General features: G+C 61.8%; 13 protein-coding genes and 1 pseudogene. 8 read left to right on the top strand and 6 right to left on the bottom strand.

Going from position 1 to position 15,417, the window contains the following annotated elements:
• Window positions 1-14: 14 nt before the first annotated feature.
• Window positions 15-824, bottom strand: coding sequence for a UDP-2,3-diacylglucosamine diphosphatase (locus tag BLR63_RS01140; RefSeq protein WP_010563952.1), 810 nt, complete (start codon window positions 822-824; stop codon window positions 15-17).
• Between the two features lie 137 nt (window positions 825-961).
• Between BLR63_RS01140 and BLR63_RS30975 the strand changes: the two genes are divergently transcribed.
• The 3 genes from BLR63_RS30975 to BLR63_RS01130 all read left to right on the top strand — a co-directional run bounded on the left by BLR63_RS30975 (window position 962) and on the right by BLR63_RS01130 (window position 2,481).
• A complete protein-coding gene (locus tag BLR63_RS30975; protein WP_156791890.1) occupies window positions 962-1,105 on the top strand; it encodes a hypothetical protein in 144 nt (47 codons plus the stop codon).
• Window positions 1,106-1,186: 81 nt separating this feature from the next.
• Window positions 1,187-2,071: a DMT family transporter gene (locus BLR63_RS01135; protein WP_010563951.1), complete on the top strand. Its 885-nt coding sequence runs from the start codon at window positions 1,187-1,189 to the stop codon at window positions 2,069-2,071.
• Between the two features lie 128 nt (window positions 2,072-2,199).
• The gene (locus BLR63_RS01130) at window positions 2,200-2,481 is read left to right on the top strand and encodes a hypothetical protein (RefSeq protein WP_010563950.1); all 282 of its coding nucleotides are present in this window, start codon (window positions 2,200-2,202) and stop codon (window positions 2,479-2,481) included.
• Between the two features lie 41 nt (window positions 2,482-2,522).
• Here BLR63_RS01130 and BLR63_RS01125 read toward each other — a convergent pair whose 3' ends face one another.
• Window positions 2,523-2,810 (bottom strand): SelT/SelW/SelH family protein, encoded by a 288-nt coding sequence (locus BLR63_RS01125; protein WP_010563949.1) that lies wholly within the window; start codon window positions 2,808-2,810, stop codon window positions 2,523-2,525.
• Between the two features lie 84 nt (window positions 2,811-2,894).
• Here BLR63_RS01125 and BLR63_RS01120 point away from each other — a divergent pair, with 84 nt between their 5' ends.
• Window positions 2,895-5,084, top strand: coding sequence for a patatin-like phospholipase family protein (locus BLR63_RS01120; RefSeq protein ID WP_010563948.1), 2,190 nt, complete (start codon window positions 2,895-2,897; stop codon window positions 5,082-5,084).
• A gap of 66 nt (window positions 5,085-5,150) precedes the next feature.
• Here BLR63_RS01120 and BLR63_RS01115 read toward each other — a convergent pair whose 3' ends face one another.
• Window positions 5,151-5,585: a MarR family transcriptional regulator gene (locus BLR63_RS01115; protein WP_010563947.1), complete on the bottom strand. Its 435-nt coding sequence runs from the start codon at window positions 5,583-5,585 to the stop codon at window positions 5,151-5,153.
• A gap of 121 nt (window positions 5,586-5,706) precedes the next feature.
• Window positions 5,707-7,833, bottom strand: a complete 2,127-nt coding sequence (gene recQ, locus BLR63_RS01110) for a DNA helicase RecQ (protein ID WP_010563946.1) — start codon at window positions 7,831-7,833, stop codon at window positions 5,707-5,709.
• A gap of 276 nt (window positions 7,834-8,109) precedes the next feature.
• Between recQ and BLR63_RS01105 the strand changes: the two genes are divergently transcribed.
• The 3 genes and pseudogenes from BLR63_RS01105 to BLR63_RS01095 all read left to right on the top strand — a co-directional run bounded on the left by BLR63_RS01105 (window position 8,110) and on the right by BLR63_RS01095 (window position 12,701).
• A complete protein-coding gene (locus BLR63_RS01105; protein ID WP_010563945.1) occupies window positions 8,110-8,697 on the top strand; it encodes a UPF0149 family protein in 588 nt (195 codons plus the stop codon).
• Window positions 8,698-8,717: 20 nt separating this feature from the next.
• Window positions 8,718-9,101 carry a YbaN family protein gene (locus BLR63_RS01100; RefSeq protein ID WP_010563944.1) on the top strand — a complete coding sequence of 128 codons (384 nt, stop codon included), beginning with the start codon at window positions 8,718-8,720 and terminating at the stop codon, window positions 9,099-9,101.
• Window positions 9,102-9,231: 130 nt separating this feature from the next.
• Window positions 9,232-12,701: pseudogene (locus BLR63_RS01095) on the top strand (hybrid sensor histidine kinase/response regulator).
• A 72-nt stretch (window positions 12,702-12,773) separates the two neighbouring features.
• Here BLR63_RS01095 and rmuC read toward each other — a convergent pair.
• Entirely contained in the window at window positions 12,774-14,153 is a 1,380-nt protein-coding gene (rmuC, locus tag BLR63_RS01090) for a DNA recombination protein RmuC (protein WP_162830757.1), read from the bottom strand.
• Window positions 14,154-14,328: 175 nt separating this feature from the next.
• Window positions 14,329-14,652 carry an SEL1-like repeat protein gene (locus BLR63_RS01085; protein ID WP_042946574.1) on the bottom strand — a complete coding sequence of 108 codons (324 nt, stop codon included), beginning with the start codon at window positions 14,650-14,652 and terminating at the stop codon, window positions 14,329-14,331.
• Window positions 14,653-15,108: 456 nt separating this feature from the next.
• Between BLR63_RS01085 and BLR63_RS01080 the strand changes: the two genes are divergently transcribed.
• Complete coding sequence (locus BLR63_RS01080) at window positions 15,109-15,414, top strand: hypothetical protein (protein ID WP_010563940.1); 306 nt, start codon at window positions 15,109-15,111, stop codon at window positions 15,412-15,414.
• Window positions 15,415-15,417: the final 3 nt, after the last annotated feature.

Raw genomic sequence — 15,417 nt, 5'->3', positions numbered from 1 at the left:
TTGAGCAGGGATGGTCAGCCGGCGACCATCTCGGCCTTGAGCTGCGCCGCTCTGGCCTGGGCATCCGCCAACCGATACAACTCGATAGTGCCGTCCCAGTGCTCGATCAACGCCGTGCACGACTCCACCCAATCCCCGCAGTTGAGGTAATCCACCTCGCCCACCTTGCGAATCTCCGCGTGGTGGATATGCCCGCAGACCACACCGTGTAATTCGCGCTTGGTCACTTCGTGGGCGATGGCTTCTTCGAAATCGCTGATAAAACTGACGGCCGTCTTGACCTTGTGCTTCAGGTACGCCGACAGCGACCAGTAGCCATAGCCATAGCGCGCACGCCAATGATTGAGCCAGCGGTTCAACGTGAGGGTGAATTCATAGGCCGAGTCGCCCAGGAACGCCAGCCAGCGGTGGTAGCGGGTGATCACGTCGAATTGGTCGCCGTGGATCACCAGCAAGTGGCGGCCATCGGCGGTGATGTGCACGGCTTCGTCCACCAACTGGATATTGCCCAGGATCAGCTTGGAATAGCGCCGCAGGAATTCGTCATGGTTGCCGGTGACGTAGATGACTTCGGTGCCACGCTTGGCCATGGTCAGCAACCGGCGGATCACGTTGGTATGGGCCTGGGGCCAATACATGCCGCCGCGCATTTTCCAGCCGTCGATGATATCGCCCACCAGGTACACCTTGTCGGCGTGGTAGCTCTTGAGAAATTGCGACAAATGTTCGGCCTGGCAATCCCGGGTGCCCAGGTGCACGTCGGAAATCCACAGGGTACGTACCCGCTGCTTGCGGCTGGGCTGGGTGAATTCGGCGCTGGTCATGGGCATCCCCCGTCGGTGTTTTCGCGAGCTTGCGCCCTGGCGATTAATAGCCCATGACAGTCATGAGTCCGTCTGATGACAGCGCCCGCCGGCCGCCAGGCGTTGTAGACTGGCGCACTGCCGCCCCGGAGACCGCGATGAGACCGTCCCTCACGCTACGCCACTACATCGAAGCGCCCCTCGCCCACAGCCGGCGCGCCTGGCCCTGGATTCGCGACAGCACCAACTGGTGCAATGGCTGGCGCGTTGCGGCGCTCGACCTAGGAAGAGCCCTGCGCTAAAAATCGCGAGACCGGCGACAGACGCCACAGCCACCACCCTCTAGACTGCGCTTTCGTCAGCTCGTTGGTTCAAGGATCGCAATGACTCCCCGCTCAGCCCTCGGCGCCCTGCATATCGGCGCATTGATGTTTGGTCTTACCGGCGTTTTCGGCAAGCTGGCAGCCGCCTCGCCGGCCATCATCGTGTTTGGTCGCGCCACCTTTGCCGTGCTTGCCCTCGCGGTGTTCGCACGGTTTGCCAGCAACACTGCCTGGAAGCGGCTGGAGTTGCGCGACTGGCGTCGGCTGGCGGTCAGCGGTGTCTTGCTGGCGGCGCATTGGGTGACGTTCTTCATGGCGGTCAAGGTGGCCGGCGTGGCGGTGGCGACCCTGGGGTTCACGGCGTTCCCGGCCTTTACCGTGATCCTCGAAGGCCTGATCTTCCGCGAGCGCATTCGTGCCAATGAGGTGCTGTTGGTCGCACTGGTCAGCGTCGGTCTGGTGCTGGTGACGCCGGACTTCAACCTCGCCAGCCAAGCCACCGGCGGCCTGCTCTGGGGCATCGCCTCAGGGCTGCTGTTCTCGCTGCTGTCGCTGAATAATCGCGCCAGTTCCGGGCGGATTCCAGCGGTGCAGGCGGCGCTCTGCCAGAACGTAGTGGTCGCGTTGTGCCTGCTGCCAGTGGCGGCGCCGGGGCTGGCGGATGTGCGCGCCCTTGACTGGCTGTGGATCGGCCTACTCGGCGTGTTCTGTACCGGCCTGGCCCACAGCCTGTTTGTCGCCAGCCTCGCGGTGATCAAGGCGCGCACCGCCTCGGTGGTGTTCGCCATGGAGCCGGTCTACGGCATCACCGTCGCCTGGCTGCTGTTTGCCGAAACCCCGACCTTGCGCATGCTGCTGGGCGGTGCGCTGATTATTGTCGCCATCGTCCTGTCCGGGCTGATGGGCAGCGCCAGCCAGGCCAAACAGCCCGCGGCAACGGCCTGATCTATACTTGGCCCATCCGCAACAGTCTGTCGTCGTTCAACGGAAAGAGACTCCTCGACGACAGCCATGATCCCTGAAGTTGCTGCAAGCGAGTGGTCACGCCATTAACGCTATGCAGGGGTTCGATCATGGAAATGCTCATCAACTTGCTGGTGCAGATCATCAGCGGCGCCGTCGGCGGCAACATCGTCGGCATGACCAAACAGAGCCTGGGCACCGGGCTCAATACCTTTCTCGGCGGCATCGGCGGCCTGGTGTTGGGCCAGATTGTCGCGGCACTCACCGGCACCTCCGGGGGCGAAGCGCTGGATGTGGCGGCAGTGGGTGGCAACATCGTCGGCGGCGGGGTCGGCGGCCTGGTGCTGACGTGGGTCGTGGGCTTCATCAAGAGCAAGATGGCCGCCAAGTAACCGTGCGCCCACGGGTCACCGTGCTACAGGGGCGGTGACCTTCACGGCGTGCGATCGTTGTGGCCCAGGTCACGCTGCGGGTCGATCCGGTCCCGCACCCGCTGCTTGAGTACCTTGGCTTCGGGAAAACCACCGTCGGCCTTGCGCTCCCAGATCTGCACGCCGTCGCAGGTGATGCGAAAGGCCCCGCCCGTGGCCGGCTCCAGCGACACTTTGCCCAGGTCGTCGGCAAAGGTACTCAACAGTTCCTGTGCCAGCCACGCGGCGCGCAGCAGCCACTGGCATTGGGTGCAATAGGTGATGACGATCTCGGGTTTGCTCGCAGACATAATTTGAGAGGTTCCTGGTGTAACGGGCTCGGAGGGTCGGGCGACTATAATACCGGCCTTTATTGCCCAGCCCCGAGATTCATGATGCGCCGCCTGTTGTCCTGCCTGTTGCTGTGCCTGCTGCCCCTCCTCGTCCACGCCGCCGACGCCCCTCGCCCGAAAATCGGCCTGGTGCTGTCCGGCGGCGCGGCCCGTGGCCTGGCGCATATCGGCGTACTCAAGGCCCTTGAAGAACAGGGTATCCACATCGATGCGATCGCCGGCACCAGCATGGGCGCGGTCATCGGCGGTTTGTATGCATCGGGCTACAAGATCGATGAGCTGGAAAAACTCGCACTGGGTATCGACTGGCAACAGGCCCTGTCGGACGCACCGCCTCGGGAAGACGTGCCGTTTCGACGCAAGCAGGACGACCGGGATTTCCTGGTCAAGCAGAAACTCAGCTTCCGCGATGACGGCAGCCTCGGCCTGCCCCTGGGGGTGATCCAGGGCCAGAACCTGGCGCTGTTGCTGGAAAGCATGTTTGCCCACAGCAGCAACATACGTAACTTCGACAAGCTGCCCATCCCTTTCCGTGCCGTGGCCACCGACATCACCACGGGCGAAAAAGTGGTGTTCAGCAAAGGCCATCTGCCCCAGGTGATCCGTGCCAGCATGTCGATTCCTGCCGTATTCGCCCCGGTGGAACTGGACGGCCGGCTGCTGGTGGACGGCGGCATGACCGATAACATCCCGCTGGACGTGGCGCGGGAAATGGGCGTCGATATCGCCATCGTGGTGGACATCGGCACCCCGCTGCGTTCGCGCAAGCAACTGGCCACCGTGGTCGATGTACTCAATCAGTCCATCACCCTGATGACCCGGCGCAACTCCGAAGAACAACTCAAGGACCTGCATCCCAAGGACGTGCTGATCCAGCCTCCGTTGGCCGCCTACGGCGTGACGGACTTCGGTCGCGCCAAGGACATGATCGACGCCGGCTACCGTGCCACCCGCGCCCTCGACATCCGCCTGGCGCATTTACGTCCCGCCGAACCGATCGATCCGCAACTGCTCGCCGCACGCACCCCCGGCGAACGCACTCCGGTGATCACCGCCATCAACGTGGAAAACGACTCGAAAGTCAGCGACGACGTCATCCGCTACTACATCCGCCAACCCTTGGGCGAGCCGCTGAACCTGGAGCGCCTGCAAACAGACATGGGCACCCTCTACGGCCTGGATTACTTCGAGCAGGTGCAATACCGCGTGATCAAAAAAGGCCACGACAACACCCTGGTGATCAGTGCCCGCGGCAAACGCAGCGGCACCGACTACCTGCGCCTGGGCCTGAACCTGTCGGATGACATGCGTGGCGACAGCGCCTTCAACCTGGGCGCCAGCTACCGCATGAACGGCATCAACCGCCTCGGCGCCGAATGGCTGACTCGCGTACAGATCGGTGATCGCCAGGAGCTGTACAGCGAGTTCTACCAGCCGATGGACACCGGCTCGCGGTACTTCGTCGCCCCCTATCTGAATGCCCAGGCCCAGAACGTCGAGCTGATCCTGGACAACGACCCCATCTCCGAATATCGCCTGGAACGCTATGGTTTCGGCCTGAACGTCGGGCGGCAGATCGGCAACAGCGGCGAAATCCGCTTCGGTGTCGGCGAAGCCTGGGGCAAGGCAGACGTGCGCATCGGCGATCGGAATTTGCCCAGCGTCAGTTTCAGCGAGGGGTTCTATGAACTGAAGTACTCCTTCGACTCCCTCGACAACGTGTACTTCCCTCACACCGGCGAAGACATCGGCCTGGCCTTGCGTGAATTCGAACCGGGGCTGGGCTCGGACCAGCGCTACCGTCAATGGGAGTTCAAGCTGGACAAGGCCATGAGCCATGGCCCGGACACCCTGGTGCTGGGGGGGCGCTACGGGCGCACCCTGGATGATTCGGACGTGGTGATTTCCAGCTTCCTGCTGGGCGGCGCGCGGCAATTGTCGGGCTTTCGCCAGGATGCGATTTCCGGACAGAACATCAGCCTGATGCGTGCGGTGTACTACCGCCGACTGACGCCGCGCTCGTACCTGCCGCTGGACTTGCCGTTGTACCTGGGAGGGTCACTGGAGCGGGGCCGGGCATGGAACAACGACAATGAATTCGACAGTGGCTATATCAACGCCGCGAGTATTTTCCTGGGGTTTGATACGCCGTTGGGGCCGCTGAGTTTCAGCTATGGGTTCAACGATGATAATCAGAAGGCGGTGTATCTGAATCTGGGGCAAACCTTCTAACCCCTGAAAAGAAACCCATGTGGGAGCACCTCCGCTCCCACATTTCGATGTGCGGTGCGCGAGGGATCAGGACTTTTCCAGATTCGCCAGAATGTGCCCATGCACACGCATGCACACCCGCAGATCCGCTTCATCCACGCCTTCGAACAGTTCATGGCGCAAGGCGGTGGCAATGGTTTCGATCTGCTCGATCAACGGCCGGGCGGAGTCGCATAGCAGGATGCGTTTGGCACGGCGGTCTTCCAACACGGCCTGGCGTTGCACCAGCCCCTGGGTTTCCAGGCTATCGAGCAACCGCGCGAGGGTCGGGCCTTCCACGCCGACACTCTGGGCCAGTTCACGTTGAGTCGGTGCGTCTTCGAAACGGGCCAGGTGCAGCAGCACCAACCAGCGCGCCTGGGACAGGCCCATTCCAGCCAAACGGCGGTCAAGCTCGGCGCGCCAACCTCGGGACATTTGCGCCAGCTGCATGCCAAAACGGTGTTGATCGGTTAACGGCATAAAAAACTCATGATTTAGACTGAAAAAAAAGTGTGGCTAATTATTAGTCAGCTAAGCATGAGCCATGCCCCTAGGCAAGGAATGCTATGTACTGATTCGTTACATTGCCGCTATTGACACATTAAATTTCGAACTCGGACTGCAACGCAGCCCGCACGCAGTACAAAACGCCCTCGGGCACCCGCCCGGTAAACAGCGGCGCGATCTCCGCGACCGGTGGCAATTCGCCTTCACCGTCCAGGAAAGCGTCCTGGATTTCACCCAGCAAATCCTCTGGCAAATCAAGCGCCTGCTCCAACGACAACTGCTGCTTACCGATGGATTCAGCCAGCAGCGTGTAGACGTTTTTCTCTGTGCATTGCAGCTGCCCGGCGATCTGGATCGGGGTCATGCCAGCGCGCGCCAGGCTGATCAGTTCGTGGCGAATATCGGCCACTTCCTTCGGCGCTTCGGCCTGGCCGCCGAGCACTTCGAGGAAGGCCTGGCCATAACGCTCCAGCTTGCGCGCGCCCACACCACTGACCCTGGCCATTTCGGCCATGGTGGTGGGTTGCTCGCGCAGCATCTCCAGCAGGGTGGAGTCGGGGAAAATAACGTAAGGCGGCACGCTGTGTTCCTGCGCAAGTTTGCGCCGCAGGCTGCGCAGGGCTTCCCACTGTTCGCGCTCCTCTCCACGGACAAGTTGGCTGGCCTGGCTGGTGCTGCTCTTGGCGGTGGTCTGCGGCTTGAGGTCGCGGCGCAGCTCCAGGCTGACCTCGCCCTTGAGCAAGGGCCGGCAACTGTCGTTAAGACGCAGCCCGCCATACCCTTCCAGGTCGATATCCACCAGCCCGCGCGCGACCATCTGCCGGAACAACGAGCGCCACTCGCCCTCGGCGCGGGCCTTGCCGACACCATAGACCGAGAGTTTTTCGTGGCCGAAGCTGCGCACCTTCTCGTTATCCTTGCCCAGCAACACATCCACCAGGTGGCCGACGCCGTAGCGCTGGCCGGTGCGGTAGATGGCCGACAATGCTTGGCGCGCCGGCTCGGTGGCATCCCAGGTCTGCACGCCGTCGACACAGTTGTCGCAGTGGCCGCAGGGCTCCGGCATGTCTTCGTCGAAATACGCCAGCAGCGTCTGGCGGCGACAGCGGGTTTCTTCACACAGCGAGAGCATGGCATCGAGTTTGTGCTGCTCCAGGCGCTTGTGGCGCTCGTCGCCTTCGGAGTTCTGCAGCATCTGCTTGAGCATCACCACATCCTGCAGGCCGTAGACCATCCAGGCATCGGCCGGCAGGCCATCGCGGCCGGCACGCCCGGTCTCCTGGTAGTACGCCTCGAGAGACTTGGGCAAATCCATGTGGGCAACGAAGCGCACGTTGGATTTATCGATGCCCATGCCGAACGCGATGGTGGCCACCATGATCAGGCCTTCCTCGTTGAGGAAGCGCTTCTGGTGTGCAGAGCGCGTTTCATTGGGCAAGCCTGCGTGATAAGGCAGCGCCGGGTAGCCTTGCTCGCAGAGGAACGCGGCCACTTCATCGACCTTCTTGCGCGACAGGCAATACACGATGCCCGCATCGCTGCGCCGCTCGGACAGGAAGGCCAGCAACTGCTTGCGCGGCTGCTCCTTGGGTACGATGCGGTAGAAGATGTTCGGGCGGTCGAAACTCGAGAGGAAACGCTCGGCGTTCTGCAAATGCAGGCGCTCGACGATTTCTTCGCGGGTACGCTTGTCGGCGGTGGCGGTCAGGGCAATGCGCGGCACGTCGGGGAACAGTTCCGCCAATTGCCCTAGTTGCAGATATTCGCGGCGGAAATCGTGACCCCATTGCGATACGCAGTGGGCTTCGTCGATGGCGAACAGGGCGATTTCCAGGCCCTGCAAAAAGGCCAGCATGCGCGGCTGTACCAGGCGCTCGGGGGCCAGGTAGAGCATCTTCACTTCACCGCGCTTGATCCGTGCGGCCAGGTCGCGCTGCTGCTCGGCGCTGAGAGTGGAATTCAGGGAGGCCGCGGCGACGCCCAGTTCTTCGAGGGTCGCGACCTGGTCGTCCATCAGCGCGATCAGCGGCGACACCACCACGGCCAAGCCGTTGCGCAACAACGCCGGCACCTGGAAGCACAACGACTTGCCACCACCGGTAGGCATCAGTACCAGCGCGTCACCGCCACTGGCCACGCGCTCAATGATCGCACCCTGGCGGCCACGAAAACTGTCGTAGCCGAAGATGTCCTTGAGGACGCGTTGAGCCTGCTCGAGCATGTAAAACTCCAAAAAAGTACCGAAATCCCTCTGTACAGGCTGGCCGAGAAAACACGGGATCACGGGAAATAATCCGTAAGCGAAGTTTTCTCGGAATGGCGCTCGGCCTGCAGGGGCATCGCAAAACGCGGCAGTATACCCGAGCGTCATCCGCCAAAGGGCGCCGCTGACGAATAGCCGTCCCTCGCTAAAACCCGGCAAATCTGCCTTGCGGCTGGCCTGGGCGCTCAAGAAAGCCTAGAATTCAGCATCGTTTATTCCCAAGGTAGTCCTTCAATGTCCTTCGCTGAGCAACTAACCCGCCTGCAAGCCTTCCTCGACGCCGATGAGCTGCATGACGAGGCGCTGGACTATGTCGCCGCCCACGGCTACCTGACCGCCCTGTCCATTTGCTCCGAGCCTGTGCCAGATCGTGAGTGGATCGACGCCCTGTTCGCCGAGGAACCTCACTACGCCGACGCCGCACAGCGTGAAGAAATCGAATCGACCCTGCTGGCCCTCAAGGCCCACATCGGTCGCCAACTGGCCTCCGACGAGGAATTCGAGCTGCCGTGCGACCTGGACCTGGGTGAAGACCCGGACGACTCCGACCTGCGCGGCTGGTGCATCGGTTTCATGGAAGGCGTGTTCCTGCGCGAAGCCGCCTGGTTCGAAACCGCCGAGGAAGAAGTCAGCGAAATGCTGCTGCCGATCATGGTCGGTTCGGGCCTGTTCGACGACCAGCCGGAGTTCTCCGACATCGCCGCCGACGCCAACCTGATGGACGACATGATCGTACAGATCCCGGAAGCACTCACCGCCCTTTACCTGCTGTGCAACGCACCCGACGAAAAACCGGCGATCCTCAAGCCACGTCACCACTGAGTCGTTTGCCCGTGCCCCCCATGGGCAATCGCTCGCTGCTCCTGCGTTACGTGCTGCTGTCCATCGGTTGGTTGAGCGTAGCGTTGGGAGTGATCGGCATTTTCCTGCCGGTATTGCCGACCACCCCCTTTCTACTGCTCGCCGCCGCCTGCTTCGCCCGAAGCTCCCCACGGTTCTACCACTGGCTGGTGCAACACCCGCACCTGGGGCCCTGGATTCGTGACTACCTGGACGGCAACGGCATCCCGCTCAAAGGCAAGGTCTACGCCATCGGCCTGATGTGGCTGAGCATCGGCTTTTCCTGCTACCTGGTGCCATTGCCCTGGGCACGTGGTTTCATGTTGACCAGCGGCGGATTAGTAACAATTTATATCCTGCGCCAGAAAACCCTGCCGCCGCGCTAAGCCTTTTAATACCCGGCCCTGCGACATTAGTGCCCACGCGACCTTGGTCGACACTGACTAATCCCCGGGCATCATGCGAGACTGTCCAGCCGGGCCTGAAATGCCTGGTGTGTTTATGTCCGGAGTTACCATGACGCTGTCCAGCGGGCTGATCGCCGCCGTTGCCCTGGCCTATATGGCCACCATGTTTTCCATCGCCTTTTACGGTGACCGCCGCCATGCGCCGCTGCCGCCGCGTATGCGTGCGTGGGTATACAGCCTGTCGTTGGCCGTTTATTGCACCAGCTGGACCTTCTTCGGCGCTGTAGGCCAGGCGGCCGAACAACTGTGGGCTTTTATACCGATCTACCTGGGACCGGTGCTGCTGCTGGTATTGGCCCCTGGGTCCTGCAAAAGATGATTCTGATCAGCAAGCAGGAAAACATCACCTCGATCGCTGACTTTATCGCCGCGCGCTACGGCAAATCCCAATCGTTGGCAGTGGTGGTGGCGCTGATCTGCATGGTGGGCGTGCTGCCTTACATTGCCCTGCAGCTCAAGGGCATCGTGCTGGGGGTCAACCTGCTGATCGGCGCCGGCGCGGATGCTGCCGGCACCCGAGCCCAGGACACCGCGCTGATCGTGTCGCTGGTGCTGGCGCTGTTCACCATTGTCTTCGGTACGCGCAACCTCGACGCCACCGAACACCACCGCGGCATGGTGCTGGCGATTGCCTTTGAATCCCTGGTCAAGCTGTTCGCGTTTCTCGCCGTCGGCGCGTTCGTGACCTACGGCCTCTATGACGGTTTCGGCGACCTGTTCAGCCAGGCGATGCTCGCGCCACGCCTGGAGGAATACTGGAAAGAAACCGTCAACTGGCCGTCGATGGTGGTACAGACCTGTGTCGCGATGATGGCGATCATCTGCCTGCCCCGGCAGTTTCACGTCACCGTGGTGGAAAACATCGACCCCCAGGATTTGCGCGTGGCCAAATGGGTCTTCCCCGCGTACCTGATCCTCGCGGCGTTGTTTGTCGTACCGATCGCCCTCGGCGGCAAAATGCTGTTGCCCGGTTCGGTGCCGCCCGATTCCTACGTGATCAGCCTGCCCTTGGCCGAAGCCCATCCGATTCTCGCCTTGCTGGCGTTCATCGGGGGGGCGTCGGCCGCCACCGGCATGGTGATTGTGGCAAGCATTGCGTTGTCGACCATGGTCTCCAACGACATGCTGCTGCCCTGGCTGTTGCGCCGCTCCAGCGCGGAGCGGCCGTTTGAAGTGTTCCGTCACTGGATGCTGTCGGTACGTCGCGTCAGCATTGTGCTGATCCTGCTGCTGGCTTATGTCAGCTATCGCTTGCTGGGCTCCAGCGCGAGCCTGGCGACGATCGGCCAGATCGCCTTCGCCGCCGTGACCCAACTGGCGCCCGCCATGCTCGGCGCGCTGTATTGGAAACAGGCGAATCGGCGCGGCGTGTTTGCCGGTTTGGCGGCGGGCACGTTCCTGTGGTTCTACACCTTGGTCCTACCGGTTACCGCGAAAAGCCTGGGCTGGTCGCTCAGCCTTTTCCCCGGCCTGACCTGGCTGCATTCCCACCCGCTCGGCTTGCCCCTCACCTCACTGACCCTGGGCACCGTGTTCTCCCTGGCGGGCAACTTCACGCTGTTCGTCTGGGTCTCGATGCTTTCGCGCACCCGGGTATCCGAACACTGGCAGGCCGGGCGCTTCATCGGCCAGGAAACCAGCCAACGCGCCAGCACTCGCTCGATGTTGTCGGTGCAGATCAGCGACCTGCTCAGCCTGGCAGCCCGTTTTGTCGGCGAAGAACGCGCCCAGCAGAGCTTTATCCGCTTCGCTTATCGCCAGGGCAAAGGCTTCAACCCCAACCAGAACGCCGATAACGATTGGATCGCGCATACCGAACGCCTGCTGGCGGGCGTGCTGGGCGCCTCGTCGACCCGTGCCGTCGTAAAGGCCGCGATTGAAGGTCGGGAAATGCAGTTGGAGGACGTCGTACGGATCGCCGACGAAGCCTCCGAAGTGCTGCAATTCAATCGGGCCCTGCTGCAAGGCGCCATAGAGAACATCACCCAGGGCATCAGCGTGGTGGACCAGTCCCTCAAGTTGGTGGCCTGGAATCGTCGCTATCTGGAGCTGTTCAACTACCCCGAAGGCTTGATCAGCGTCGGCCGGCCGATTGCCGACATCATTCGCTACAACGCCGAACGCGGCCTGTGCGGACCGGGTGAAGCCGAAGTCCATGTGGCGCGCCGGCTGCACTGGATGCGCCAGGGCCGCGCGCACACCTCCGAGCGTTTGTTCCCCAATGGGCGGGTGATCGAGCTGATCGGCAACCCGATGCCCGGCGGCGGCTTTGTCATGAGTTTCACCGACATTACCGCGTTCCGCGAAGCCGAGCAGGCGCTCACCGAAGCGAACGAAGGCCTGGAACGACGGGTGGCCGAGCGTACCCATGAACTGTCGCAGTTGAACGTGGCGCTCACCGACGCCAAAGGCGTGGCCGAATCCGCCAGCCAGTCGAAAACCCGCTTCCTCGCGGCGGTCAGTCATGACCTGATGCAGCCGCTGAACGCCGCACGCCTGTTCTCCGCCGCCCTCTCCCACCAGAATGACGGCCTGTCCAGCGAAGCCCGGCAACTGGTGCAGCATCTGGACAGTTCCCTGCGCTCGGCCGAAGACCTGATCAGCGACCTGTTGGATATCTCGCGCCTGGAAAACGGCAAGATCAATCCGCAGCGCCAGCCGTTTGTGCTCAACGAGCTGTTCGACACCCTGGGCGCCGAATTCAAGGCCCTGGCCCAGGAGCAGGGTTTGCGCTTCCGCGTGCGTGGCAGCCGATTGCGTGTCGACAGCGACATCAAATTGCTACGGCGGATCATGCAGAATTTTCTGACCAACGCTTTCCGTTATGCCGACGGCCCGGTCCTGCTTGGCGTGCGTCGACGCAAAGGCGAACTGTGCCTGGAAGTGTGGGACCGCGGCCCTGGTATCCCGCAGGATAAGCAGAAGGTGATTTTCGAGGAGTTCAAGCGCCTGGACAGCCACCAGACCCGTGCGGAAAAAGGCCTGGGCCTGGGCCTGGCGATCGCGGACGGTCTGTGCCGCGTGCTGGACCACCGCCTGAGCGTGCGCTCCTGGCCGGGCAAGGGCAGCGTGTTCAGCGTGCGTGTGCCGCTGGCGCGCAACCAGGCCGTTGCGCAGGTCAAGACCCCACAGGAAACCGGCCTGCCGCTGAGCGGGGCGCAGGTGCTGTGTGTGGATAACGAAGAGAGCATTCTGATCGGCATGCGCAGCCTGCTGACGCGCTGGGGCTGTGAGGTGTGGACCGCCACCGACCAGGCGCAATGCGCCGCATTGCTGGCAGATGGCATACGCCCGCAAGTTGCGTTGGTGGATTACCACCTGGACCACGGCGAAACCGGCACCGAACTGATGGGTTGGCTGCGCGCACAACTGGCGGAACCGATTCCGGGGGTGGTGATCAGCGCCGACGGCAGGCCGGAAATGGTCGCCGAGGTACATGCGGCGGGGCTGGATTATCTGGCCAAGCCGGTGAAACCGGCGGCGCTGCGGGCGCTGTTGAGCAGGCATCTGCCGCTGTAAAGATCGTCAGGACACCGCGTTGCGCCAGGTTATCCGTGTCATCGTTGACGTTTTTCGCGAGCAAGCTCGCTCCTACAACGGGCTCGGTTCTTCAGGCAGGTGCGCCACGCCGTCGGCATCGGTCATCGCCCGTTCCAGCAGATCGGCCGGCAGGCTTTTACTGGCGCGGGCGCCGAGCAATCTCAATTGTTCGGTGCGACTGACCAGATTCCCGCGTCCATCTGTCAGCTTGTTCCGCGCAGAGCTGTATGCCTTATCCAACTGCTGTAAGCGATTACCCACTTCATCCAAGTCCTGGATAAACAGCACGAACTTGTCGTACAGCCAACCGGCGCGCTCGGCGATTTCCCGAGCGTTCTGGCTCTGGCGTTCCTGCTTCCACAGACTATCGATCACGCGCAAGGTAGCGAGCAGCGTGGTAGGGCTGACGATGACGATATGACGGTCGAACGCTTCCTGGAACAGATTGGGTTCGGCCTGCAACGCCGCAGAAAACGCCGCTTCGATCGGCACGAACAACAAGACGAAATCCAGGCTGTGCAGCCCCTCCAGGCGTTTGTAATCCTTGCCGGCCAAGCCTTTGACGTGATTACGCAGGGACAGCACATGCTGCTTCAAGGCCGCCTGGCCGATCACTTCATCGTCCGCCGCTACATACTGCTGGTAAGCCGTCAGGCTGACCTTGGAATCCACCACTACCTGCTTGTCGCCAGGCAACATGATCAACACGTCCGGCTGGAAGCGCTCACCGTCCGGCCCCTTGAGGCTGACCTGGGTCTGATACTCACGGCCTTTCTCCAGGCCGGCATGTTCCAGCACGCGTTCGAGGATCAGTTCACCCCAGTTGCCCTGGGTTTTCTGCCCCTTGAGGGCGCGGGTGAGGTTGGTGGCTTCGTCCGACAGACGCAGGTTCAATTGCTGCAGGCGCTCTAGCTCCTTGGCCAGGGAAAAGCGCTCGCGGGCTTCATTCTGATAGCTTTCTTCCACGCGTTTTTCAAAGGACTGGATGCGTTCCTTCAGCGGGTCGAGCAACTGCCCGAGGCGCTCCTGACTGGTTTCGGCGAACCGCTGCTCGCGCTCGTCGAAGATCTTGCCGGCCAGCTCGGCGAACTGTGCACGCAACTCGTCCCGCGAGCCCTGCAGGTCGGCGAGGCGCTGTTGATGGCTTTCCTGTTGCTCGCGCAACTCGGCACGCAAGGCGGCAGACAATGCATCGAGACGGCGTAATTCGGTTTCCTTGGCGCTGCGGTCGAGGTTCCAGGCATGGGCAGCGTCGCGGGCGTTGTCGCGATCGATCTGCAGCAGTTCGACTTCACGGCGCACGGCAGCCAGATCGGCTTGCTTGGCAGCATTGGCCTGGCTCAGATCGCTGATCTCGTCGCGACTGGCATCCAACTGGGCGGTCAGGCCTTCCTGGGCCAGTTGCGCGATGGTCAAACGCTCTTCGAGCAACTCCCAGCCAGCCATGCGCGCGGTCAGCCGCCGTTGAATCTGCCAGCACAGCGCCAATAACGGCACTGCAGCGCCAGCCAGGCCCAGGGCAATACTGGTCCAATCGAAAACCATAGCCATTTCTGCCATCACCGAAAAGCAGCAAGGTTAACCAAGCACAGGGCTGGAGGACAGCTCAGTCTTCGACCTGACCGAGTTCGCGCTGGGCGCGGCGGTCGCCGGCGCGCGCGGCCAGGCGCAGCAAGTCGTGACCGATGCGACGGTCGCGGGCGTTGCCGCATTCACGGCACATCAATTGCCCCAGGCGACTCTGTGCGGCGACCACCCCTTCGCGGGCCGGCTGCTTGAGCAAGCGCCCGGCGAAATGCTTGACGTTGGTGTTGTGGCCCAGTCGCGGGCTGTCGAGCAACCATAAGGCGACCTTCATCGAGAAGCGCTTGGGTGCGGTAACAGCCTGAGGGATGTCGGTAACAGAAGGTGATACTGAGCGAAACTTCATAAAACACTGTGGGACAGATCGAAGGGCGCGCCACTCTACTCTTTTTTTCACACAGGTAAAGCTGAAAAAACGCCGCACGCCCGTCCTAGAGCAAGCGCTTGGGACAATCCACAGAAGCTGTGGATAACTCAGTGGACAACCCCCCTTTAACTCGCGCAAAGCCCCATGGAATGGGGGCTGCGGTCAAACTGACGATTTTTTCACCAATAAAAAAAAGCCAGATTTTTCATTGACTTAAATTTCCATTGCAGGCAAACGACGGTTTTTCCCAGGGCGTGACAGCGGGGTTACACACGCCACACATAATGTGCACAAGTACCGATTCGATGGTTATATCGCCGACCCTTTTTGAACCGATACGTTTCGCCGATGTTACCGAAGGCAAAGACCGGGGACTTTTCAAATGCGCAAAGGCTCGCCACACTGCCCGCCTCAAGGAGCAACGGTGGTGGGTCGATGAAAGGGATTCTGTTGTTCGCCGTGTTATTACTGGCAATCTGCGCAATCGCCCTGGGGATCAATGCGGTACTGCCGTCCCCTGACGGCGCGTTGTTTGCCATCGCGATCCTGCTGTCGGCAGCCTTTACCGCCACATGCCTGTGCATCGAACTGGGCGAAGGTCGGATCAATGACATGGCCGATGTGATGAAAGTCGTCGAAACCGGCCAGTCTCTGCGCCTGACCCTGGCGAGCTATGCACTGGGCTGCTCGCTGACAGCGGCTATCACAGTCCTGGTCTATCAAGGCTTTTTGGACGGCTGACTG

This window comes from Pseudomonas extremaustralis (genome assembly GCF_900102035.1).
Lineage (GTDB): Bacteria > Pseudomonadota > Gammaproteobacteria > Pseudomonadales > Pseudomonadaceae > Aquipseudomonas > Aquipseudomonas extremaustralis.
Note: the sequence above shows the minus strand (reverse complement) of the source record. Positions and strands in the feature narration are given on the sequence as shown.